The organism is Bradyrhizobium sp. LMG 9283, assembly GCF_045571415.1.
Classification (GTDB): Bacteria; Pseudomonadota; Alphaproteobacteria; order Rhizobiales; family Xanthobacteraceae; genus Bradyrhizobium.
In genome coordinates this window covers 5,130,258-5,152,860 of sequence record NZ_CP120691.1, presented here as the reverse complement: position 1 = coordinate 5,152,860, position 22,603 = coordinate 5,130,258, and the positions used below count along the sequence as shown (strand labels likewise).

The window sequence follows — 22,603 nt, the reverse complement described above, 5'->3', positions numbered from 1 at the left end:
CGGGATCGCGACGTCCCGGGTGTCGCTTCGCTCACCCGGGCAACGTCACCTTCAACTGCGCCTCGATCGCGGCCTTGTCGATCACCGACCAGACCTGCCGGATCTTGCCTTCGCGAAATTCGTAGAACACGTTTTCGTGGAAGGACACGCGCTTCCCATTGACCGGAAGACCGAGGAATGTCCCGACTGGTGCGCAACCAAACTTCAATCGGGCGGCGATGCGCGGAGGATCGGAGATCAGCATCTCGATTCGGAATTGCAGATCGGGTATCTCCCGAACATCCCGTTCCAGCATCGCGCGATAGCCCGCAAGCCCAAGGGGCCGCGCGTTGTGGGCGACCTCATCATGCACGAATTGTCCGAGGGCCGGCCAGTCGCGCCGGTTCAGGCAAGCGATGTAGTCGCGGTAGATGTCTGCAAGATCGTCCCTGGCCATGGCAGATTCCTTCGGCTCATGCGCGCCGCTGCACGTGATCGATGAGCGCGCGCAGTTTTGGCGCGACGTTGCGGCGGCTCGGATAATAGAGATAGAAGCCGGCGAAGAACGGGCAATAGTCTTCCAGGATCGGCACCAGCTCGCCGCGCGCGATCGCGGGCCGGAAGCTTGCCTCCATTCCAAAGGTGATGCCGGCGCCGGCCACCGCGAGCTTGATCATCAGTGCCATGTCGTTGGTCGTGACGACAGGAGCGACCGCGACGCTGAACTCCTTGCCGCCTTCGGCAAATTCCCAGCGATAGGGCATAAGGTTCGGCGCCGGACGCCAGCCGATGCAGCGAAACGAAGTGAGTTCGGACGGATGCGAGGGCATGCCGAAGCGATCGCGAAACGACGGCGCGCAGACCGCGAGCTGGCGTTCCTCGGCGGCGATCGGGAGCGCGATCATGTCCTGCTCGATCACCTCGCCGAGCCGCACCCCGGCATCGTAGCCGGCGGCGACGATGTCGAACTCCTCGTCGGTCACGGTGACGTCGAGCTGCACCTCCGGATTGGTTTCGGCAAAGGCGGCAAGAAACGGACCGGACAGGAAGTGCTCCGCGATCGAGGAGACCGCCAGCCGCAGCCGTCCGCGCGGCCGCCCGCGTAGCGCTTCTGTGGTGCCGAGCGCGGCGCGCATGTCCGCGATGGCAGGCGCGACCTCCGCGTAAAGCTGCTCGCCGGCTTCCGTCAAGCTGACGCTGCGCGTGGTGCGCTGGATCAGCGCGATGCCCAGCGTTTCCTCCAGTCGTCGGATGGTCTGGTTCACCGCCGGCCGGGTCACGCCGAGACGGCTTGCAGCGACGCGAAAATTCCGTTCTTCGGCTACCAGCGCAAAGACGGCGAGAGCGTTGAAATCTGTTTCCATCGGTTAGCGCAGCTTACGAGCGTGGTTAGAAGTCATCGTCTTATCACAGCGATGCCGCCGGTCCATCTTCGCGTAATCATCAGAAAGCGACAGGAAGACCCTCATGCCAATCGACAAAGTCGTTCTCATCACCGGCGCCTCCAGCGGCATCGGCGCAGGCATCGCGCGCGAGCTGGCTGCGGCCGGCGCCAAGGTACTGCTGGGCGCGCGACGTATCGACCGCCTGAGCGCGCTCGCGGCCGAGCTGAACGCGGCGGGCGGAACAGCGCTCGCGCATCCGCTCGACGTCACCGACCGCGCCAGCGTCGCCGCCTTTGCTGACGCCGCGCGCGGTGTCTGGGGCCGTGTCGACGTCATCGTCAATAATGCCGGCGTGATGCCGCTGTCGCTGATGTCATCGCTCAAGGTCGAGGAGTGGGACTGGACGGTGGACGTCAACATCAAGGGCGTGCTCTACGGCATCGCGGCGGTGCTGCCGGAGATGGTGGCGCGCGGATCGGGCCAAATCATCAATATCGCATCGATTGGCGCCTTGAGCGTGTCTCCAACGGCTGCCGTCTACTGCGCCACCAAATATGCGGTGCGGGCGATTTCGGACGGCCTTCGCCAGGAGCACGACGACATCCGCGTCACCTGCATCCATCCCGGCGTGGTCGAAAGCGAGCTCGCCGGGAGCATTACCGATCCGGTAGCAGCCGAGGCGATGAAGACCTATCGCGCCATCGCGCTTCAGCCTGACGCGATTGCGCGGGCCGTGCGCTTCGCCATCGAGCAGCCCGAAGATGTTGACGTCAACGAGATCGTCGTGCGTCCGACGCGGACGAGATGACGATATCCCGCCGCATCAGAGGCGCTTCTCGAAGAAGAGGTCCGGATAGGGATCATCGTTGAAGCGCGGGATCTCGCGCCAGCCCATGCTGCGATAGAGCTGACCGGCTTCGGGCAGCGCGCTGTTGGTGTCGAGCCGCAGCAGCGTGATGCCGAGCTCGCGCGCGGTGCTCTCGGCCGCACCCATCAGCCGCCGGCCGAGCCGCAGTCCGCGTGCCGCGGGCGCGACCCAGAGTCGCTTGATCTCGGCGTGGCCGTGGTCGGTCCCCTTCAAGCCGACGCAGCCGATCGGCAGCGCGTCCGACATCGCGACGATGAAGCTACCGCGCGGGCGACGCATGTCCTTGGCGTCGGGATCGCGCGACAGCGAGACGTCAAAGCCTTGGCTGAAGCGGCGGCCGAGCTCGGCATAGTACTCGCCGAGACAGTAGCGGGCCTGCTCGCTTCGCGGATCCATCTCATCGAGCGCGACACGCTCGCGCGTCAGCGCGGAAGCGACCAGGTCCATCGCCGCCAGCAGCGCCTCGGCTTGCGAATGTTGCGCCAGGATGCCGTCGGCCTGCGCGTTCGACAGCGCCTCGTAGGCCGCGAACTCGCGCCGGCCCGCGCGCGTGAGCTTTGCCATGCGCCGACGCGCATCGTCTTCACGTGCGGCGGTCTCGATCAGCCCTTCGTCCTCTAGGCTGCGGAGCAGCCGGCTCATCAATCCGGAATCGAGACCGAGATAGTCGCGGATCTCAGCCACATCCGAGCGCCCGTGCCCGATCGCATTGAGCACGCGCGCCGCGCCGAGCGGCCGGCCGCGGCCGAGGAACGAGGTATCGAGCGCACCGACGGCAGAGGTGACGGCGCGGTTGAAACGGCGGACACGGGCGACGGGGTCGAGCATGATATCTGACTTTAGTCAGAGATCGTGGACTGTCAATCGCGGCTTGAGCCCGCGCTAGAAATGATGCACGCCGAGCGCCGAGAAGGCGCCGTCGTGAAGGTCGTGGCCGTCGCTGGGCTGGCCGAGGAAGCCGAGATGCATCGTCAGCGGCGGCAGCGCCGCCATCGGCACTGCGCCGGCGGTGTCGAGGCCAGCGATACCGACATCGTGCGTAGCTGCGCTGTCGTGCTGCGAGGCCAGCGGCGTGCTCACGATATCGGTAACCAGCGCGTTGAACAGGTCGGGGGCGGACCCGTCGTGAGCTTCGCCGCCGACGGAATGTAGGAGGCCGCCGACCAGGCCGGTAACGCTGTCTGTGAGCTGGCCGATCGTTCCGGTTACCGTGGACGTCAGCTGACTGACCGTCGTGCTCAAGCTGTCGAGCGTGTGCGAGATCGCCGACAGCGAGGCACCGACCAGGTTCGTGATGGCGCTGCCGAGATCGAGCAGTGGCGACGCCGGATCGGTGAATGTGGACGTCGCAACATCGGCGTGAACCGAGCTGGCGCCGTTTCCCGAGGGATGGTCAGACACGACGGGCGCAGCCGGCGTCAGGGCATGGCTGTCAACCGAGACAGACGCGCTGACCGGACTGTGCGTCATGCTGACGACATCGACGTTTCCGTCGGCATGCAAAGCGCTGGCGGTCGTCGCATCTGCATGAAGGGCTGTCGAGGCTTCGTGCGCGACCGGCACGCTCGCATCGGCGTGCTGATCGCCGGAGACGGCCTTGTGGTCCGCCGGCGACAACTCCATGAGCGCGGGATCGACGGCGTGCGCGGGCGCGGACGGCAAATCTGCCGGCAAGGATCGCGCATCGTTGCCGCCATGATGCCCGGCGGCCTCGGCTTCCTTCAGGAAGGCGACCAGCGCGGTCATGAAGGCGACCGTCTCTTCCGTCGTGATGTGGCGCGCAGTCTCGGCCTTTTCGGCGCGGCGGTTGTTCTGCTCGGATGCAGCCATCGGCCCTGCTCCTCGTCAGCGTTCGCGGAAAGCACGGGTCAGCTCGTCGCGGAGCGGACCAAACAGATATTCGAACAGCGTGCGCGGCCGCGTCGGCACGATCACCTCGGCCGGCATGCCAGATTGCAACTCGATGCGTGACTTCTTGACGTCCTCCGGCTCCAGCGAGACCTCGACCGCGTAATAGCCGGGGCCGCCGGCCTTGTCGTTGGTAACGCGGTCGGCCGACACGGTCCGCACGGTACCGTAGAGGCGGGGGCGCTCGACATAGCTGACGCCGGTCAGCCGGATTTCGGCACGGCGACCGACGGCGACGTCGTTGATGTCGGATAGTTTCAATTGCGCGTCCACGATCAGTGGATTGTCCGACGGCACGATATCCATGAGCTTGGCGCCGGGCTGGATTACGCCACCTTCGGTGAAGACGTCGAGCCCGACCACTGAGCCGGTTGCGGGGGCGCGGATTTGCGTACGGGTGACGACGTCGGTCGCGGCGTCGATCTTCGGAGTGAGTTCGGCAAGCTTGTTCTCCGTCGAGCGGAGCTGGTCGGTGATCTCGCTCATCCTCGCGCGCTCGGCCCTGGCGATCTCGGCCTCGTTCTGCGCGATCTGCTGCTGCATTCCGGCGATGTTGGCCCGCTGCGCGCCGATGTCAGCTTGCAGCTTGGCGTCTTCCCGCTGCAGCGCCAGGATGCGCGTCTTCGGCGTATAACCCTGTTCGTACAGGCGCTGGGCGCCGTTCATCTCGTCGGAGAGCAGTTCACGTTGCTTCTCGGTGCCGGTGAGCTGGGCCTGCGTGCCGCCGATCTGCGCGTTCAGCTCGGCGATCTTGCGCCGGAGCACGGCGGTCTCCGCATCGAACTGGTGCTTTCGCGCGGCCATCATCGCAGTCTCATTCGCCATCGCCTGGCGCAACGCGGGCCTTGCGTCCTTCGGATCGACGCCGAAGTCCGGGGTGGCGAGACCATCGCGCTCGGCCATCAGCCGGGCCTGCGCCGCGCGCGAGGCATCGCGGTCAGCGACCAGCACGTCCAGCTTGGCGCGGGGATCGCTGTCGTCGAGCACGAGGAGCAGCTGTCCCTTCTCGACACGAGCGCCGTTGCGAACCAGAAGCTGGCGGATGACGCCGCCATAGGGGTGCTGCACGCTCTGACGCCGCCCCTCGACCTGGAGATTGCCGCTGGCGATCGCGGCGCCCGAGATCGGGGCGAGTGTTCCCCACAGCGTCATGGCCGCAGCAAACGCGCCGACCACGATCGCGCCGACCAGCGCCGGCCGGCCGGGCCGCGCGTAATAGGCGCGCTCGCGATCGGCGATATAGGTCGCTGTGCTCATGATGCGGCCGCCCTGGCGGCAGCCTGCTGTTGCAAGGCCTGATAGACCTCGGCGGGCGGGCCGAGCATGTCGAGCATGCCGCTGCGCAGCACCATCATGATGTCGACGATGTCTAGGATCGTGGTGCGGTGAGTGATGACGATCACGGCTGCTCCGTCGGCCTTGGCGCTGAGTAGCGCAGCCTTCAGCGCCTCCTCGCCGGGTGCATCGAGATTGGCATTGGGCTCATCCAGCACGAGCAGCGGCGGCCGGCCGAGCAGGGCGCGCGCGAGACCGAGCCGCTGGCGCTGTCCGCCGGAGAGGCCGAAGCCGCCGACGCCGAGCCGGGTGTCGTACTGCCGCGGCAGATCGAGCACCATGTCGTGGATGCCGGCGCGGATGGCGGCGTCGATGATCTCCTCGGTCGAGGCGTCGCCGAAGCGCGCGATATTCTCGCGCACGGTGCCGGCGAACAGGCCGACGTCCTGCGGCAGATAGCCGACGTGGCGCCCGAATTCGACCGGATCCCAGTGATTGTAGTCGAGCCCGCCGAAGCGCAGCCGCCCGGCAGCGGGTGCCATCGCGCCGACGAGCAGCCGCGCCAGCGTGCTCTTGCCGGAGCCGCTCGGGCCGACGATGCCGAGCGCCTGGCCGCCGGCAAGCTCGAAGGACAGGCCCTTGAGCACCGGTTCGGGCCGCGCCGGAAGTTCGCAGACGAGCTCGCGTACTTCGACGGTGTTGCGCTGCTTCGGCACGATCGTCTGTGGGGTGGTCAGATCGACAGTGGCGAGCAGGTCGCGCACCTGCGCATAGGCGTCACGCGCACCGATGAACTGCTTCCAGGTGCCGACAGCCTGTTCGACCGGCACCAGCGCGCGGCCCATGACGATGCTGGCGGCGAAGATGGTCGCAGGCGTGATAGCATGGTCGATGGCGAGCCAGGCGCCGGTGCCGAGCATCAGCGATTGCAGCAAGAGACGGAAGAAGCGGATCGACGAGGTCATCACCGCATTCTTGTCGCTGGCGACGGCCTGCTGCACCAGCATCGCCGAGCGCTGGCTCTGCCAGTTGCGCTCGACCGCGGGCTGCATGCCCATGGCGCGGATCACATCGGCGTGGCGTAGCACATTCTCGGTGAAGACGTAGGACTGGTTGCCGGACGCCTCGGCCTGCTTCATCGGATTGCGAGTTAGGACTTCGTTCACGCCGGCGAGTCCCAACAGCAACAGCGCGCCGATGGTGGCGACGAGGCCGAGCAGGGGATGGATGAAGAACAGCAGCAGCAGATAGATCGGAATCCACGGCAGGTCGAACGCGAAGTAGATTCCGGAGCCCGTCACGAAGGTACGGAACTGGTCGAGATCGCGCAGTTGCTGTGCGCCGCGCGAGGCGCCGCGCTCGGCCGATCGTACCACCAGCGCCTCGAACACGCGCGTCGACAGCGCCATGTCGAGGCGGATGCCGCAGCGGATGAGGATCCAGGCGCGCACCGCGTCGAGCCCGGCCATGGTCAGAAGCGCGATGCCGAGGATAAGAGTGAGAAGGACGAGGGTGGAGATGTTCTCATTGAGCAGGACGCGGTTATAGACCTGCATGAGATACAGCGGCGACGAGAGATAGAGCAGGTTGATCGCACTCGAGAACAATCCGGCCCAGAGGAAATGCGGCCAGAGCTTCTTGAGCGCCTCGCGGACGTCGTCGCCGCGGCGATACGACGGCTCGATTGCCTCGTCCGCGGCCGTCAACAGCCCTGCCGTCATCTGGGATATCCTTGGGGTCGGAGAGTCTGCGCCGAGACGCCGGCGGGCTTACGCATGGCGTGACGTGGGGCGAGCGCCCCACGCCACTCATCGATCGTCAGGAAGAAATTGCGACTCTAGACCAGGCCGTGGAGGAGGCCACCAACGTCGAGATGGCCGACATCGGCACTGAGGCCGATTGCGGTCGGCGCCGAGACCGAAGCATCGATGCCGCCGGTTCCCGCAAGGCCCGACGCGGAGACGTCGATGCTGGGATTGGTCTCGATCAGCGCGCCCACATCGAGGGTGTGCGACAGATCAACCGAGCCGCTGGCGCCGGCCGTTGCACTTCCACCTGCATCCGCGACGCCTGACAGCGCACCCGTTGCTGTTCCAAGCAGGCCATCGACCGTGCCGAGCAGGTTTCCGAGAAGAGCCATGTGAACTCCTTTAGTTGGCAGTTGAGATCGCGACAGAAGAGTCGCTGCCCAAGAAGTCGCTCCGCCGCGAAAGGTTGCGGACTCATGTGGGGCCATTTGGTGCTGATTTGTTGGGCGGGGAACTTTGGCGTGGTGAGTCGTAGCTGAGCGCAATCCGAGGCCGCTGGGTCTGCCATTCAACCGTGATGACGCTTTTGCCTCATCCGACGGTCTCGTGCCCCGGACGTAGCGCAGCGCCTCGTCGGCGGTGCGCTGCAGAGCCGGGGCCCATGCATCAGCGCGTTGCCTGGCCTCCTGGGTCCCGGCTCAACGCAGCAACCCCCAAGGGCGTTGCTGCGCGTCCTGGGCATCAGAAGGACGGACGCCGTTGCTTTACATTCCGTCATTGCGAGCGCAGCGAAGATTCCATGGGGAGTGGATAGCGACCGGGTCTGAGGCCAGACTGAGGTTGCTGAAGCACTCAACCTGGAGACAACGATGTTGCTCGATCATCTTTCCGACGGACTGGCCGCTATCCGGACGCAGATTGGCGCAATTTTTGTGTCATTGGAACTGAGCCGTTCGACCTGGCTGGTTACATCGCTGTCGCCCGGCAAGGGCGAGAAGATGTCCAAACACAGCGTGAAGGCCGGCGCTATTGCGGAGCTTTTGAAGCTCTTTGCAGCGCTGAAGCGTAAGGCCCAGGCGCGAACGGGCGAGAGTTATCCGATCATCACCATCCAGGAGGCGGGGCTGGATGGGTTCTGGCTTCACCGCACTCTGCAGTCGGAGGGCGTCGAGAGCTACGTGGTCGATCCGGCCTCGATCGCGACGCCGCGCCGGCGCCGGCGGGCCAAGACGGACCGGTTGGACGGTGAGACGCTGTTGCGGTCGCTTCTGGCCTACAAGCGCGGCGAGCCACGGGTCTGCGCGATGGTCGTTGCCCCCTCTCCGGAAGAAGAGGACCGCCGCAGGCTTTGCCGGGAGCGGCGGACCTTGATCGCGGAGCGGATCGTGCATGTGAACCGGATCAAGGGTGTTCTGTTTGCGCAAGGGATATTCGACTACGTGCCGCTGCGGCGCGATCGACGGACGCGGCTCGAGGCCTTGCGCACGGGGGACGGGCGGCTGCTGCCGGCGCATTTGAAGGCGCAGATCAGCCGCGAGCTCGACCGGCTCGAACTTCTGCTCGACCAGATCGCGGCGGTAGAGCGCGAGCAGGATGCATTGCTGGCTGCAAGCCGACCAGCAGGCGAGAAGGCTGCATCGAACCCGGTCGCGATGCTGCTCGACTTGAAGGGCCTGGGCCCGAACTTTGCTGCCATTCTCTGGTCGGAGGCCTTCCACCGTCAGTTCACCAACCGCCGCCAGGTTGCGTCCTATGCCGGTCTTGCGGCCACGCCATGGCGCAGTGGCGGCATTGAGCGTGAGCAGGGCGTGTCGAAGGCCGGCAATCCGCGCCTGAGAACCACGATGATCCAGCTCGCCTGGCTGTGGATACGTCATCAGCCTCAATCGGCTCTGACCCAGTGGTTCAAGGCCAACAGCCAGCGCGGCCGCAAGCGCACAATCGTGGCGCTGGCGCGCAAGCTGCTCGTGGCCCTGTGGAAATACGTGACCGCCGGCGTCGTGATCGAGGGAGCCGTGGTGAAGCCCGGCGCCTGACACCACGCCTCTCAGCCTCAAAACCAATCCGCCGAGGTTGATCAGCCTCGGCCGATCCGGGTGGACGAACCGATGGATTGCATGGCTTCAAACGCCGTAACGAAGAAGGGTCTCGTCCTCTCGAGCCTGCCCGCCGCAAGCGGAATGTTGGTGCAGTTGCCACCGCGCAACGACCGAATGTGAGTTTGATCTGGCATGCAAACCAGATTGCCAAAACCGGCTCGACCCTTGGATCGCCAACCATAGGAGTAGTTCACGCCGCACTTCCCGACCTAACGAGCCTGAAGGCGTGCTCGCTCAGGTCAAGACCAAGCCGCTTCGCGGCGGCCCTCACGGGCCGGTCTTGACCTGATCTGCGCGCGCCATCCGAAAAGTTCCGCGGTCGGGACGAAGAGCTGGCCTGCAATCGAACAAAGAGCTGACCATAAATCTTGACACATCAAATCCCCATGTGAGCAATCCAGAATCCATCCGCGGGGACAGTCTGGATCATTTCGCTGCGCTCGCAATGCCGCCTGTTGATAAACTCACGCGCCTCTTTGTGAGTTGTGCCCGTGCTACGAGCCGTTACCATGCGCCCGCTCCCCAGCACGGGAGCCAGCGGCTAGCGGAGGCGACATGGGCGGGCAGGAGCGCAAAGTGAAGGGATCGGATCTGTTCGTCGCGGCACTGGAGAATGAAGGTGTCGATCGCATCTTCGGCATTCCCGGCGAAGAGAATCTCGATCTGGTCGAATCGCTGCGCGCCTCCAAGATCGAGCTGGTCCTGACCCGCCAGGAGCAGGCCGCTGCCTTCATGGCCGCAACCCATGGGCGGCTGACCGGCAAGCCCGGCGTTTGTCTGTCGACGCTCGGCCCCGGTGCCCTCAACCTGTCTACCGGCGCCGCCTATGCGCATCTCGGCGCGATGCCGATGATCCTGATCACCGGCCAGAAGCCGATCATGAGCAGCCGGCAGGCGCGCTTTCAGATCGTGGACGTGGTCGCAACCATGAAGCCGCTGACGAAGCTGTCGCGGCAGATCGTCAGCGCCTCCAGCATTCCGACCGTGGTGCGCGATGCGTTCCGCGCGGCGATGGAGGAGCGTCCTGGACCGGTGCATCTCGAACTGCCCGAGGACATCGCGGGTGACGAGGTGCCTGACGTCCCCGTGATCCCCGTCCATCCGATCGAAATCCCGGTCGCCCATCGCGCCGCGCTCGACCGGGCTGCCGAGATGATCGTGGCCGCACGGCGCCCGCTGGTGATGATGGGAGCCGCGACCAGCCGGCCGCGGTCGACACATGGCATCGCAAGCTTCGTGCGGCGGACCGGCATTCCGTTCTTCACCACGCAGATGGGCAAGGGGACCGTGCCCGGCGGCACCAATCTCTACATGGGCACTGCGGCGCTGTCGGAGCGCGATTACGTCCACGACGCCATCGATGCCGCCGACCTGATCGTCGCCATCGGCCACGATCCCGTCGAGAAGCCTCCCTTCATCATGGGCCCCTCGGGCCCGAAGGTCATTCACGTCAGCTATACCCCGGCGAGCGTCGAGCAGGTCTATTTCCCCGATGCCGAGGTTGTTGGCGATGTCGGCCCGAGCCTGGAGCTACTGGCGGATCGGCTCGAAGGCAAGCTGCCGCAGGCGGCGGCGCTGCTCCCGCTCCGCGAGGAGATTCTGAACCACATCGCCGATCGTGCCACCGAGGCGCGCTGGCCCCCGACGCCGCAGCGCATCGTGCACGATGTCCGCCAGGTGATCCCCGAGAACGGCATCGTCGCGCTCGACAACGGCATGTACAAGATCTGGTTCGCGCGCAACTACCGCACCCGCGTCGCCAATACACTGCTGCTCGACAATGCGCTGGCGACCATGGGCGCCGGCCTGCCGTCAGCGATGATGGCCGCGATGCTCTATCCCGATCGCCGCGTGCTCGCGGTCGCCGGCGACGGCGGCTTCATGATGAACAGCCAGGAGATGGAGACCGCCGTCCGCCTCAAGCTCAATCTGGTCGTGCTGGTGCTTGAGGACAACGCCTACGGCATGATCCGCTGGAAGCAGGCCGTCGATCAATTCGCCGATTACGGCATGACTTTTGGCAATCCCGACTTCGTCCTTTACGCAAAGGCTTACGGGGCGAAAGGGCATCGGATCGAGAGCATCGACCGCTTTGGCCCGACCCTGGAGGCTGCATTCAAGGAGGGCGGCGTGCACCTGGTCTCGATCCCGATCGACTATTCGGAGAACGTGCGGGTGCTGGTCGACGAGCTGCGCGCGCATGAGAAATCGAAGGCATGATATGCTAGCGATGAAGATCTCGAAACAGCAGTCTCGTGCCCCGGACGCAGCGCAGCGCCCCTTCGGCGATGCGCTGCAGAGCCGGGGCCCACGCAGCGGCGAGCCGTATCGCCTCCTGGGTCCCGGCTCTGCACAGCAACGCTAAAGCGTTGCAGCGCGTCCGGGACTCCAGAGGAGCGATCGCGCTTGTGTCGTGATTTCCGATCCCCGACACTCTCAATCACTCAACCAACCACAGGACTATGAAATGACTCGCGTTCGTTGTGTCACGGAAATGGGCATGGGCGTCGACGTTCACGGTAGGGACGCCACGAAGGCGGCGAAGCGGGCGGTGTCGGATGCCATCAGGCATTCGAGCCTCGGCTTCTTCCGGATGATCGGCAAGACTGCGAACGACATGTTCGTCGATGTCACGATCGGAGTGCCCAACCCTGAGGCGGTGGACAAGGAAGCCGTCGCAAAGGAGCTGCCTTACGGCACCGTGACCGTGACTGCGGTCAAGGGCGGGCTGGAGATCCCCTCGGCGACCGAAGTCGCCAACGACCCCATCCTGATCGCAAATGCCGCCGTCATCGTCAGCTTCGACAAGGACTAGGCCGGTGTCCGACAGCGATGAGGCGCTGCTCGATCGTCCGATCTGGAGCGCGCTGACGACAAGCCAGAAGCATCTGGCCGAGGGCGGCCCGCAAGCGCTGCGCTATCCCGTGGACATGACGCCCTTTGCTGACATGGCCGACATGTCCGCTGCAAGCTTTGCCGCGCTCGGCGATCTCATGTCACCCTCGCAGGTCGCGGCGCTGTTCACGCCGGAGCCGGTTGACGTTCCCACCGGGTTCAAGGTCGTTCTTGCCGAGACGGGCGAGCAGATGATCGGCTCGCCCGCCGACAGTCCGCTTCGCGATGCCGAGATCGTCACGCTGGGAGCGGCCGACGTGCCTGCCATGATGCAGCTGACGGAGCTGACCAAGCCCGGTCCCTTCGCGCTGCGTACCCATGAGCTCGGCACTTTCCTCGGGATCCGCGCAGGCGGCGAATTGGTCGCGATGACGGGAGAGCGGATGAAGCCGGGAAAGTTCGTCGAGATGACGGCCGTCTGCGTGCATCCGGACTATCGCGGGCGCGGCTATGCACAGGCGCTGCTCGCGGCGGTCGCGCGCCGGATAGAAGCGCGCGGCGAAATTCCGTTCCTGCACGTGTTCTCGAACAATATGTCTGCGATTGCGCTGTACCAGCGGCAGGGAATGAAAATCCGTCGTCGCCTCTACGTCACCGCGCTCATGAAGCAGGGATGAGCTGCGCGGTAGGCTTCATATCCTAGGAAATCGCGCTATATCCATCCCAACCAGAATTGGGGGAACACATGGACGCCAGAACGACAGATTTTTCCGCTGCGCGGACGGCAATGCAGCGCTACGTCGATCGGGAGATCATTCCCGGTGCGTCCTGGGCGGTGCTGCGGGGGCGTGAGGTGGTCGACCAGCAATGTGTCGGCTTTGCCGACCGCGAGGCGAACACGGCGCTTCGGCACGACCATATCTTCCGCGCGTTTTCCAACACCAAGATCTTCGTCACCTGCGCGATCATGCTGCTGGTCGAGGAAGGTCTCATCGGGCTCGATGATCCGATCGAAAAGTTCCTGCCGCAGCTCGGCAACCGCAAGGTCTTGAAGCAGGGTGCGACAAGCCTTACCGACGTCGAGCCGGCGAGGGGGCTGATCTCGATCCGCCAGCTTCTGACCCACACATCCGGCTTCAGCTACGGCTTCTTTGATCCCGGCACGGTGCTGTTCAAAGGCTACAACGAGGCGCGCGTGCTTAATCCGCTGACGCCGCTCTCCGACATGATCGACCGGCTTGCCGACCTGCCGCTGTCCTATCATCCGGGCGACGGCTGGGAATATTCGGTGGCGACCGACGTGCTGGGTCGCATCGTTGAGGTCGTCTCGGGCAAGGCGCTCGATGCCTTCCTCAAGGCGCGCATCTTCGATTCCCTCGGCATGACCGACACTGGCTTCCACGTCCCCGAGGCGCAGCAGGGCAGGCTTGTTGCGCTCTACAACGGCGCCGATGTGCTCGACCCGATGAAGCCCGGTCTCACACGCGCCGACGATCTTCCCTTTTCGCAGGCCTATCGGCGGCCGTTCCCGCGGCTCTCGGGCGGCGGCGGTCTGGTCTCGACCTTGCCGGACATGCTCGCGCTGGTGCGCGCGCTGCTGCCCGGGTCGGATGCGCTGCTGAAGCCGGAAACACTGCGGCAGATGATGACGAACCAGCTCCCCGCGGGCCAAACCATCCGCTTCGCCAATCTCGGCCCGATGCGCGGCAAGGGCTTTGGCCTCGGCGGCGCCGTCACCTTCGCGCCGACGCCGTTCGATCCGCCGAATTCCACCGGCGAATTCCAATGGGGCGGGCTTGCCGGCACCCATTGGTGGATTTGCCCTGAGGCCAATACCGCAGGCGTGTTGATGGCCCAGCGCTACATGGGCTTCTGGAATCCGTTCTTCTTCGAGTTCAAGCGCCTGGCTTACCAGGCGGTCGGAGGCTGAGCGCAAATCTGTTCGGCGTGACATGCGACCCTATCTCGGCCTCGATGGATTTCGCTTCGGCTGGGTCGCAGCCTGGATCGACGACCGCGGCGATCACGGCTTCGACTATTCGCCGGGCTTGATGCGCCTGCTCGCGATCCCGCACGTACGCGCGATGATCGACATGCCGATCGGATTGAACCCGAGCGGCTATCGCGCTTGCGATCTGCGGGGGCGCGAATTGGTCGGCCCTGCCGTGTTTCTCGGTGCGCGCCGAGACCTTTGGACGTTCCCGGATATGGCTGCGGCCAATCGCCATTACTGGGAGCACGAAGGCAAGGGCAGGGGCATATCTGCGCAGCTCTGGAACATCAGGGAGAAGATGAGAGAGGTCGACGAGGCCATGACGCCGGCGCGGCAGGCGACGATCGGCGAGGCCCATCCCGAATTGATCTTCTGGAATCTCGCAGGGCGTGGCCGTCTCGCAAGGAAGACGTCGGCGCACGGTCTCGAACAGCGCATCGCGCTCCTGGCGCAGCGCGGTTTCACGCACCTGCCGAAATGGCTGACGCAACGCCACGGCACCGGCATCGGCCGCGACGATCTCATCGACGCCTGTGCCTGCGCGATCGCGGCGCGTGACAGCACGCAGCGCGTCGGCGGCGAGGAGATCGATCCTCGCGGCTTGCGGATGGAGATCAACTACTGAAACCGATCAGCCATCCCGATCGCCTTTGCCTTCGAGATGGCAGCGACTATTGCGACCCGGAGTCGAGGAGCCGCCTTCGTCGTCCAGTCTTGTCGCTCTCGCTTCGTACTCGTCGGCCATCGCTCGCAACCGTTGCGCGGCTTCGCCATGATCGAGCTCGTTCGCGACACAGCGACATCGTTCAGCATGGTCGAGCAGGGCGCGCTTCTCGATGTTCATGCAGTGACAACGCTCAAAGGGATCATTCGTCCCTGCACGGGTCGTCGGAACAGCGCGATGGCTTCACACAGAATTCGGGAAAAGCGGCAATATTTCCATGCCGCCTCGGAACGTGACGCTTGAGCCGACGTTTACGCCAAAGTCTGATGAGGGACAAAATTTGATGTACGACGTGTGCCAATTGGTGACCGCGATGCTTGCGATTGCCTTCACGGGCCTCCTGTTGACCACGGGTCAACGGTTCATTGAGTATCGACTGCAGCATGAGGCAATGATCCCGATCGTGGCGATGGCGACGCTGCCGCGATGAGTGCGGGTTCGCAGGGATAAATCGTGACTTGCGCCGGACGGCGTCCTGCCTAGATTGTGCACGCTCAGTCATGCACCAAAGGTCCCGATGCCCGATCTGTCCGCCTTTCCCATCACCAAGCGTTGGCCGGCGAAACATCCCGAACTGCTTCAGCTCTATTCTTTGCCGACGCCGAACGGCGTCAAGGTCTCGATCATGCTGGAGGAGATCGGGCTTCCTTACGAAGTTCACCTCGTCGATTTCGGCAAGGACCATCAGAAGACGGCCGAATTCCTCTCGCTCAATCCGAACGGCAAGATCCCGGCGATCCTCGATCCCAACGGCCCTGGCGGCAGGCCTCTGCCGCTGTTCGAGTCCGGGGCGATCCTGCAATATCTCGCGGAGAAAACCGGCAAGCTGCTGCCGCAGGATGCCGCGCGCCGCTACCAGGCCATCCAGTGGCTGCACTTCCAGATGGGCGGCATCGGGCCGATGTTCGGCCAGGTCGGCTTCTTCCACAAATTTGCCGGCAAGGATTTTGAGGACAAGCGGCCCCGCGACCGCTACGTGGACGAGTCCAAGCGCCTGCTCGGGGTCATGGAGGCGCATCTGTCCGGCCGGCAATGATTCGTGGATGACGACTACACCATCGCCGACATCTCCATGCTCGGCTGGGTGCGCAATCTCATCGGCTTCTATGGCGCGGGCGATCTCGTGGAGTTCAGTCAGTTCAAGGCGGTCGGCAGCTGGCTTGAACGCGGGCTGGCGCGTCCGGCGGTGCAACGCGGGCTGAACATTCCGAAGCGGCCGTAAGTTCAGCTCAGCGCCTTGTGGGTCATATAGAGCGCCATCAGCAAGACGAAGGCGATCATGGCCCGGCGCAGCGCTGATTTGCTGACGCCATTTGCCATGCGTGCGCCGAGATCGGTCCCGATCCAGAGCCCGGCAAGTATGCCGATGATGGCGGGGCCAGCCGACCATGAGCCCCTTGCTCCAGTAGATCCAGGCCGCTGGAATGTTGGTCGGGATGACCGAGAAGACGAGGCTGACGAGCTGCGCCTGATGCTGCGGGACGCGAAGACCCGCAGCAAGGCCGACAGTGATCGCGAGGCCGCCGCCGATGCCCATGAAGCCCGAGGAAAATCCGGCAAGCAGACCGATGAGGAGCAAGGGCAGCCAGGGCAATTCGGCTGAAGTGCTTGCCTCGCTGCCGCCATCCTTGCGGTCACGGCGCAGAGCCAGCATTGCGATCAGCGCGGCGAGATAGACCACGTAGGTCCATTGCAAGACCGAATCGGAGGCAGCCGCCGCGGCATAGGCACCGCCCGCGCCACCGATGAGAAATCCGATGCCGATCCAGACGATCCATTGCAGCGGGCTGCGGTTGCCGCTCTGCCAATAGCGCCGCGCGCCGGCGAGACCGGTCGGAGGAATCTGCGTGATCAGCGACGTGCCCTGGGCGACGTGCTGCTCGGCACCGAGCAACAGCACGGAGAAGATCACGAGGCCGCCGCCCGGGGCTCGTACCCGTAAAGCCTGACGCCAATCCTGCGACAAGACCGACGCCGGCACCGGCGAGGAGTTCATGAAGCCAGGACATCGTTCATGTCCTGGCCCGTCGCTTGACGTCCGGCTTCGGCATGCGCAGTCCGTCGATCACGCTGTCAACGGCCGCCATGCAGGCGTCGACGTCGAAGTCCTCGCCCCAGCATTGTTGCAGCACAAAGCCTTGAAAAATCGCGATCAGCACGCGTGCGATCGCCTCGGCGCCGAGGTCGCGCTTGATGAGCCCGTCATGTTGGCCGCGCTCGACCAGCGCCACAATCAGCGCGCGCGGCATGTCGATGCCTTCGACGACGCTGCTGCGGACGCGGCGGTTGCGCAGCGCTTCGGCCCAACCATGTATGCCGACACGGCGGCGGGCTTCACCGGCGGGATCGGTGAGCCATTGCGCGTAGACGCGGACCAGCGCGTGCAGCCCTTCGATCGGATCGCCCGATCCTTGCGCGACCGAGTTGAGCACGGCCTCACGGCGATGGCGGTCGTCCGCGAGCGCTTCGATCAGATCGTCCTTGCTCTGGAAGTAGAGATAGACCGCGCCGTGGCTCAAGCCCGACCGCTTGACGATATCGGCCATGCCGGTCTGGTGAAAACCGTTCTCGGCAAAGCAGGCGAGGGCCGCTTCGAGGATCTGCTGCCGCCGGCCTTCGCGCTTCTTGTCGCTGATCTTGGGCATCGGCTCGGTCCATAAATAACTGACAGGTCGGTCGTTTTGAGAGCTCGCCAAAAACGGGGCAGGGTAAGATAAAATAAAAAAACGATCAATCAGTCAGTTTTAGAATCTAACGGCAGCCAGGTCAAGACCTGCCGACGCCGGTCCGGGAGACAAGCCGGTGAAGCGGCTGACGCGCCCCTGCCGGAGACGGGCGGGGCGGCTCTTGGTGGGTGTGCCGCCAAAGTGTGATTGGATCAGGTTGGAGTGCAACAACGGAGGTGGCACTCCCGCCCCTGCAAGCGGGAGAGGTGAACGAGCCGCCGCCATGATCGATTCAACTTGAAGTCCTTCCGCTTTAGAACAGCCGTCCGCCGTTCGGCACGGGCTTGCTCGGCTGCACCAGCACGACCTTGCCGCTCGCATCGGGGAAGCCGAGCGTCAGCACCTCGGAGACCACAGGGCCGATCTGGCGCGGCGGGAAATTGACGACGGCCGCGACCTGTTGCCCCACGAGGGTATCGAGTGGGTGGTTTTCAGTGATCTGCGCCGAACTCTTGCGCACGCCGATGGCAGGACCGAAATCGATCCACAGCCGCCAGGCCGGCTTGCGCGCCTCCGGAAACGGCTTGGCGTCGATGATGGTGCCGACACGGACATCGACCGCGAGGAAGCTGTTGAAGTCGATGGTCGGTGAGGCGGCAGCTGCGGGATCGTGGGTGACGTGCATGGGATGTCCGTTCGGAGAGTTGGCGTCATCTGCAATATTGTCGCGCGAACCGGAGTTTCGTACAACGCCCCGAACGTCACGATACGCCATGCGCGAGGAACGTCTTGTCCAACATCATCTACGGCATCAAAAACTGCGACACCATGAAGAAGGCCCGCGCCTGGCTCGATGCCCATGGCGTGGCTTACGACTTTCACGACTACAAGGCCGCAGGTGTCGAGAAGGACAAGCTCAAGCAGTGGAGCGACAAGGTCGGCTGGGAGGCGCTGCTCAATCGCGCCGGGACGACCTTCAAGAAGCTCCCCGATTCCGACAAGGAAGGCCTCACCGAGAAGAAGGCGTTGGCATTGATGCTAGCGCAACCATCGATGATCAAGCGGCCCGTGCTGGAAATCGGCAGCAAGCTGCTGGTCGGCTTCAAGCCGGATATCTATGCCAAGGAGGTCGGTGGCAAAGCGCGCTGACTGCTAAAGCATGATCCGGAAAAGTGCGAAGCGGGTTTTCGGAAAGATCATGCGTAAGCAACAATCTGAAGCGCGACGATGATTCCTCCGAATCTTATCGCGCTTTAGTTCAGCTCGATGATCTCGGTGGCGATGCCGGGACCCGGCCGGTCGGCGAACTCGACCGCCTCGGCGGGCGCAATGCGGCCGGGGGCGCGGTGAAACAGCTCTCGATCGATTACCGCGCGCATCTTTGGACGCGGCAGCGCGTCATTTCCGCGCATCAGATTCTTGATCTCGAAGCCGCCGTCCTCGCAGAACGTCTTGACCGAGGCGATGACGTGACAGACCTTGCCGTCAGTCTGGAAGGGCAGCAGCAGCCGTTCATAGGCGACAATGCGTCCGTAGATGTCGTCGACGTCGGCCACGCTGTAGACGGGCAGCCCGCGCGCCACGCATTCATGATAGATCGGCATCACGAATGGAGCGAGCCGCGGTCCGACATAGGCATCGAGGCGAACGCCCTTGCCGGTATGTCCATAGGCACGTGAGATGCGCGTGCCTTCGCTCTGGATGATGAGGCGCGGCGTCGGCGTCGAAAATTCCACTGTATTGTAGATGAGATCCGACAGCTCCTCCTCAAGTCGCGCAGGCTGATACTCCCAGATCGCCGGTGCGATCTGCTGGCGCGCATAAAGTCGCAGCCACGTGTTCAGGAGATCGCGTTGCCTTATCGACTTGACGACGGAGGGAGCGGCGCTTGCAAAATCCAAAGCAATAGTCTCCGCACGTGAAGACCCGCGCATGATCCCGCTTGCGGGAAAATTTTCTATGAAGGCTGGCGCGGGAGGCGAAAGACCGTTAACGACGGCTTGACGGCCGGTGGCTTGCGAACCGGGGCGCCGGGCAGGCACGACATCGAAACGTCTCCGACTAAGGGAGCATTTGTATCCCAGCCGGAGGCTTTGATCTGCTCAGCTTTCCGCCTTGCCTAACCCCCGTCACCTCCGGCATATTCCGCGCCCGGAGGCGGCGCCTCGGGTGGGCTGCAAGGCCTCCGGACAGCCGAAGCAACAAGGAAAGCCACGCGCCTCGCGCGGGCAGGGGGAAATCTGTTTGGCCGATGAGTTCATTCTCGAAACGGAAGGCTTGACCAAGGAGTTCGCGGGCTTCTTCGCCGTCCGCGACGTTGCGCTCAAGGTTCGCCGTGGGAGCATTCACGCGTTGATCGGCCCGAACGGGGCCGGCAAGACGACCTGCTTCAATCTTTTGACCAAGTTCCTCAAACCGTCTGCCGGAAAGATCCTGTACAAGGGGCAGGACATCACGGCAATGGCGCCGGCCGATGTGGCCCGCATGGGTCTCGTGCGTTCGTTCCAGATTTCGGCGGTGTTTCCGCATCTCACCGCGCTGGAGAACGTCCGTGTCGCGCTTCAGCGCGAGCACGGCTCTTCGTTCGACTTCTGGCGCTCCAAATCCGTGCTCAACCGCTTCAACGATCGTGCGCGAGAGCTGTTGAACGATGTCGGCCTCAGTGAGTTTGCCAATACGCCTGCGGTCGAGATGCCCTACGGGCGCAAGCGTGCACTCGAGATCGCAACCACGCTTGCGCTCGACCCTGAGATGATGCTGCTGGACGAGCCGATGGCCGGCATGGGCCATGAGGACATCGATAAGATCGCGGCGCTGATCAAGCGCATCTCCGCGAAATATACCATCCTGATGGTCGAGCATAATTTGAGCGTCGTGGCCAACCTCTCCGACATCATCACCGTGCTGACGCGCGGGCAGGTGCTCGCGCAGGGCCATTACTCCGAGCTCACCAAGGACGAGCGCGTCAAGGAAGCCTATCTGGGAGCCGGTCATGCCTGACACTGCGATCGCCGAGGCTTCGGCCAGCGCTGCGACCAGCGGCAACATCCTTCAAGTCCGCAATCTCGAAGCCTGGTACGGCGAGTCCCACATCCTGCACGGGATCAATTTCGACGTGAACGCGGGCGAGGTCGTCACCCTGCTCGGGCGCAACGGCGCTGGCAAGACGACCACGCTGAAGTCGATCATGGGCATCATCGGCAAGCGCTCCGGCTCGGTGAACTTCAACGACCAGGAGATCATCCGCGCGACCTCCGACAAGATCGCGCGCATGGGCATCGCGTTCTGCCCGGAAGAGCGGGGTATATTCTCCAGCCTCGACGTGCGGGAGAATCTGCTGCTGCCGCCGGTCGTCCGCGCAGGCGGACTGCCGCTCGACCAGATCTTCGACCTGTTTCCGAACCTCAAGGAGCGGCTGGCCAGCCAGGGCACCAAACTGTCGGGCGGAGAGCAGCAGATGCTCGCGATCGCGCGCATCCTGCGCACCGGCGCGAGCTTCCTGATGCTGGACGAGCCGACCGAGGGCCTTGCGCCCGTCATCATTCAGCAGATCGGTCATACCATTGCGCGGCTCAAGAAGGAGGGGTTTACGATTCTCCTGGTCGAGCAGAACTTCCGCTTCGCATCCACCGTCGCCGATCGTTATTATGTGGTCGAGCACGGCAAAATCATTGATGGATTTTCCAATTCGGAGCTCGCCGCCAACATGGACAAGCTCCACACCTATCTCGGTGTCTAGGGCATGATCAGGAAGATTGTTTAGCGGTTTTCCAAAGAGATCGTGCTCAAGCCGAAGAACTGCCAACGAGAAAATTCAAAAAGGAAAGTTGCATGAATACCAGGTCGATTGCGTCATTGCTGCTGACCACCACGCTCACCTTCGCCGCTGCAGGCGTCGCGTCCGCGCAGGACAAAACCGTCAAGATCGGCGCGTTGTCCGATCAGTCCGGCCTCTATGCCGATCTCGGCGGGCCCGGTTCGACGCTCGCCGCGCAGATGGCCGTTGAGGATTCCGGCTTGGCTGCGAAGGGCTGGAAGATCGACATCATCTCGGGCGATCACCAGAACAAGCCCGATATCGGCACCGCGATCGCGCGGCAGTGGTTCGACGTCGACAAGGTCGACATCATCGTCGACGTGCCGAACTCGGGCGTCGCGCTCGCCGTCAACAACGTCATCAAGGAAAAGAACGGCGTCTACATCAACTCCGGCGCGGCGACCTCGGACCTCACCAACGCGCAGTGCTCGCCCAACACCGTGCACTGGACCTACGACACCTACATGCTGGCCCACACCACCGGCCAGGCTCTGGTCAAGGCCGGCGGCGACACCTGGTTCTTCCTGACAGCGGACTACGCCTTCGGCGCGGCGCTCGAACGCGACACCAGCGCGGTCGTTACCGCCAACGGCGGCAAGGTGGTGGGCGGCGTCAAGCATCCGCTGAACACGCCGGATTTCTCCTCCTTCCTGCTCCAGGCGCAGGCCTCCAAGGCCAAGATCATCGGTCTCGCCAATGCCGGGGGCGACACCACCAACACCATCAAGCAGGCGGCCGAGTTCGGCATCGGCAAAGGCGGCCAGAAGCTCGCGGCGCTGCTGCTCTTCCTCACCGACGTCAAGGCGATTGGGCTGGAGACGGCGCAGGGCCTCAACTTCACCGAGACCTTCTACTGGGACATGAACGACCAGACCCGCGCGTTCTCGAAGCGCTTCGCCGAGAAGATGAAGAACAATGCTCCGCCGACCATGGTGCAGGCGGGCGTCTATGCCGGCGTGCGTCACTACCTCAAGGCCCTCGAAGCGCTCGGCGGCAATCCGCATGACGGCGTCAAGATCGTCGAGAAGATGAAGTCGATGCCGACCGAGGACGATCTGTTCGGCAAGGGCGAGATCCAGCCCAACGGGCGCACCATCCACAACGCCTATCTGTTCGAGGTGAAGAAGCCCTCCGAGTCCAAGGGACCGTGGGACTTCTACAAGCTGGTCGGCACGGTGCCGGGCGACCAGGCTTTCACACCGCTGTCCGAGAGCAAGTGCGCGCTGTTGAAGAAGTAAGATAACGGCCCGCAGGCAATCGAGCCTGCGGGCGACTTTCACGGGAACGCCGAAGGGACCGGGTGCGG

Annotated in this window: 22 protein-coding genes and 2 pseudogenes; 12 read left to right on the top strand and 12 right to left on the bottom strand. The window is 64.1% G+C overall.

The window, feature by feature from the left end:
- Positions 1–31: 31 nt before the first annotated feature.
- A complete protein-coding gene (locus tag P6U29_RS24440) occupies positions 32–436 on the bottom strand; it encodes an ester cyclase (protein WP_407112664.1) in 405 nt (134 codons plus the stop codon).
- Between the two features lie 16 nt (positions 437–452).
- Positions 453–1,343, bottom strand: coding sequence for a LysR family transcriptional regulator (locus P6U29_RS24435; RefSeq protein ID WP_407112663.1), 891 nt, complete (start codon positions 1,341–1,343; stop codon positions 453–455).
- A gap of 103 nt (positions 1,344–1,446) precedes the next feature.
- Here P6U29_RS24435 and P6U29_RS24430 point away from each other — a divergent pair, with 103 nt between their 5' ends.
- Positions 1,447–2,172 (top strand): SDR family oxidoreductase, encoded by a 726-nt coding sequence (locus tag P6U29_RS24430; protein WP_407112662.1) that lies wholly within the window; start codon positions 1,447–1,449, stop codon positions 2,170–2,172.
- A 15-nt stretch (positions 2,173–2,187) separates the two neighbouring features.
- Here the strand turns inward: P6U29_RS24430 and P6U29_RS24425 are convergent, their stop codons facing one another.
- From P6U29_RS24425 to P6U29_RS24405, 5 genes are all read right to left on the bottom strand, one after another.
- Entirely contained in the window at positions 2,188–3,060 is an 873-nt protein-coding gene (locus tag P6U29_RS24425; RefSeq protein ID WP_407112661.1) for a GNAT family N-acetyltransferase, read from the bottom strand.
- A 54-nt stretch (positions 3,061–3,114) separates the two neighbouring features.
- A complete protein-coding gene (locus tag P6U29_RS24420; protein WP_407112660.1) occupies positions 3,115–4,062 on the bottom strand; it encodes a hypothetical protein in 948 nt (315 codons plus the stop codon).
- Positions 4,063–4,077: 15 nt separating this feature from the next.
- Complete coding sequence (locus P6U29_RS24415) at positions 4,078–5,397, bottom strand: HlyD family type I secretion periplasmic adaptor subunit (RefSeq protein WP_407112659.1); 1,320 nt, start codon at positions 5,395–5,397, stop codon at positions 4,078–4,080.
- On the bottom strand, positions 5,394–7,136 hold the full coding sequence (locus P6U29_RS24410) for a type I secretion system permease/ATPase (RefSeq protein WP_407112658.1): 1,743 nt from the start codon (positions 7,134–7,136) through the stop codon (positions 5,394–5,396). Before P6U29_RS24410 ends, P6U29_RS24415 begins: the two co-directional genes overlap by 4 nt.
- A 116-nt stretch (positions 7,137–7,252) precedes the next feature.
- A complete protein-coding gene (locus P6U29_RS24405; RefSeq protein ID WP_407112657.1) occupies positions 7,253–7,555 on the bottom strand; it encodes a hypothetical protein in 303 nt (100 codons plus the stop codon).
- Positions 7,556–8,032: 477 nt separating this feature from the next.
- On the opposite strand from P6U29_RS24405, the gene P6U29_RS24400 reads away from it, so the two are divergent.
- The 6 genes from P6U29_RS24400 to P6U29_RS24375 all read left to right on the top strand — a co-directional run bounded on the left by P6U29_RS24400 (position 8,033) and on the right by P6U29_RS24375 (position 14,715).
- A complete protein-coding gene (locus P6U29_RS24400; RefSeq protein ID WP_407112656.1) occupies positions 8,033–9,199 on the top strand; it encodes an IS110 family transposase in 1,167 nt (388 codons plus the stop codon).
- Between the two features lie 618 nt (positions 9,200–9,817).
- The gene (locus P6U29_RS24395) at positions 9,818–11,482 is read left to right on the top strand and encodes an acetolactate synthase large subunit (RefSeq protein WP_407112655.1); all 1,665 of its coding nucleotides are present in this window, start codon (positions 9,818–9,820) and stop codon (positions 11,480–11,482) included.
- Positions 11,483–11,729: 247 nt separating this feature from the next.
- Complete coding sequence (locus P6U29_RS24390; protein ID WP_018646107.1) at positions 11,730–12,077, top strand: Lin0512 family protein; 348 nt, start codon at positions 11,730–11,732, stop codon at positions 12,075–12,077.
- Positions 12,078–12,081: 4 nt separating this feature from the next.
- Positions 12,082–12,774 carry a GNAT family N-acetyltransferase gene (locus P6U29_RS24385; RefSeq protein ID WP_407112654.1) on the top strand — a complete coding sequence of 231 codons (693 nt, stop codon included), beginning with the start codon at positions 12,082–12,084 and terminating at the stop codon, positions 12,772–12,774.
- A gap of 68 nt (positions 12,775–12,842) precedes the next feature.
- Positions 12,843–14,027 carry a serine hydrolase domain-containing protein gene (locus P6U29_RS24380; protein WP_407112653.1) on the top strand — a complete coding sequence of 395 codons (1,185 nt, stop codon included), beginning with the start codon at positions 12,843–12,845 and terminating at the stop codon, positions 14,025–14,027.
- 22 nt (positions 14,028–14,049) lie between these two features.
- Positions 14,050–14,715, top strand: a complete 666-nt coding sequence (locus P6U29_RS24375) for a DUF429 domain-containing protein (RefSeq protein WP_407112652.1) — start codon at positions 14,050–14,052, stop codon at positions 14,713–14,715.
- Positions 14,716–14,721: 6 nt separating this feature from the next.
- Here the strand turns inward: P6U29_RS24375 and P6U29_RS24370 are convergent, their stop codons facing one another.
- Positions 14,722–14,934 carry a hypothetical protein gene (locus P6U29_RS24370; protein WP_407112651.1) on the bottom strand — a complete coding sequence of 71 codons (213 nt, stop codon included), beginning with the start codon at positions 14,932–14,934 and terminating at the stop codon, positions 14,722–14,724.
- A gap of 397 nt (positions 14,935–15,331) precedes the next feature.
- On the opposite strand from P6U29_RS24370, the pseudogene P6U29_RS24365 reads away from it, so the two are divergent.
- Positions 15,332–16,036 (top strand): annotated as a pseudogene (locus P6U29_RS24365) (glutathione S-transferase family protein).
- 2 nt (positions 16,037–16,038) lie between these two features.
- Here P6U29_RS24365 and P6U29_RS24360 read toward each other — a convergent pair.
- The 3 genes and pseudogenes from P6U29_RS24360 to P6U29_RS24350 all read right to left on the bottom strand — a co-directional run bounded on the left by P6U29_RS24360 (position 16,039) and on the right by P6U29_RS24350 (position 18,165).
- Positions 16,039–16,823 (bottom strand): annotated as a pseudogene (locus P6U29_RS24360) (sulfite exporter TauE/SafE family protein).
- 3 nt (positions 16,824–16,826) lie between these two features.
- The gene (locus P6U29_RS24355) at positions 16,827–17,459 is read right to left on the bottom strand and encodes a TetR/AcrR family transcriptional regulator (RefSeq protein ID WP_407112650.1); all 633 of its coding nucleotides are present in this window, start codon (positions 17,457–17,459) and stop codon (positions 16,827–16,829) included.
- Between the two features lie 334 nt (positions 17,460–17,793).
- Positions 17,794–18,165 (bottom strand): tRNA-binding protein, encoded by a 372-nt coding sequence (locus P6U29_RS24350; RefSeq protein ID WP_407112649.1) that lies wholly within the window; start codon positions 18,163–18,165, stop codon positions 17,794–17,796.
- 104 nt (positions 18,166–18,269) lie between these two features.
- Between P6U29_RS24350 and P6U29_RS24345 the strand changes: the two genes are divergently transcribed.
- The gene (locus P6U29_RS24345) at positions 18,270–18,629 is read left to right on the top strand and encodes an ArsC family reductase (protein WP_407112648.1); all 360 of its coding nucleotides are present in this window, start codon (positions 18,270–18,272) and stop codon (positions 18,627–18,629) included.
- A 104-nt stretch (positions 18,630–18,733) separates the two neighbouring features.
- Here the strand turns inward: P6U29_RS24345 and P6U29_RS24340 are convergent, their stop codons facing one another.
- On the bottom strand, positions 18,734–19,414 hold the full coding sequence (locus P6U29_RS24340; RefSeq protein ID WP_407112647.1) for a hypothetical protein: 681 nt from the start codon (positions 19,412–19,414) through the stop codon (positions 18,734–18,736).
- A 310-nt stretch (positions 19,415–19,724) separates the two neighbouring features.
- On the opposite strand from P6U29_RS24340, the gene P6U29_RS24335 reads away from it, so the two are divergent.
- From P6U29_RS24335 to P6U29_RS24325, 3 genes are all read left to right on the top strand, one after another.
- On the top strand, positions 19,725–20,480 hold the full coding sequence (locus tag P6U29_RS24335; RefSeq protein WP_407112646.1) for an ABC transporter ATP-binding protein: 756 nt from the start codon (positions 19,725–19,727) through the stop codon (positions 20,478–20,480).
- Positions 20,473–21,219 carry an ABC transporter ATP-binding protein gene (locus P6U29_RS24330; protein WP_407112645.1) on the top strand — a complete coding sequence of 249 codons (747 nt, stop codon included), beginning with the start codon at positions 20,473–20,475 and terminating at the stop codon, positions 21,217–21,219. Before P6U29_RS24335 ends, P6U29_RS24330 begins: the two co-directional genes overlap by 8 nt.
- A gap of 92 nt (positions 21,220–21,311) precedes the next feature.
- The gene (locus tag P6U29_RS24325; RefSeq protein WP_407112644.1) at positions 21,312–22,535 is read left to right on the top strand and encodes an ABC transporter substrate-binding protein; all 1,224 of its coding nucleotides are present in this window, start codon (positions 21,312–21,314) and stop codon (positions 22,533–22,535) included.
- Positions 22,536–22,603: the final 68 nt, after the last annotated feature.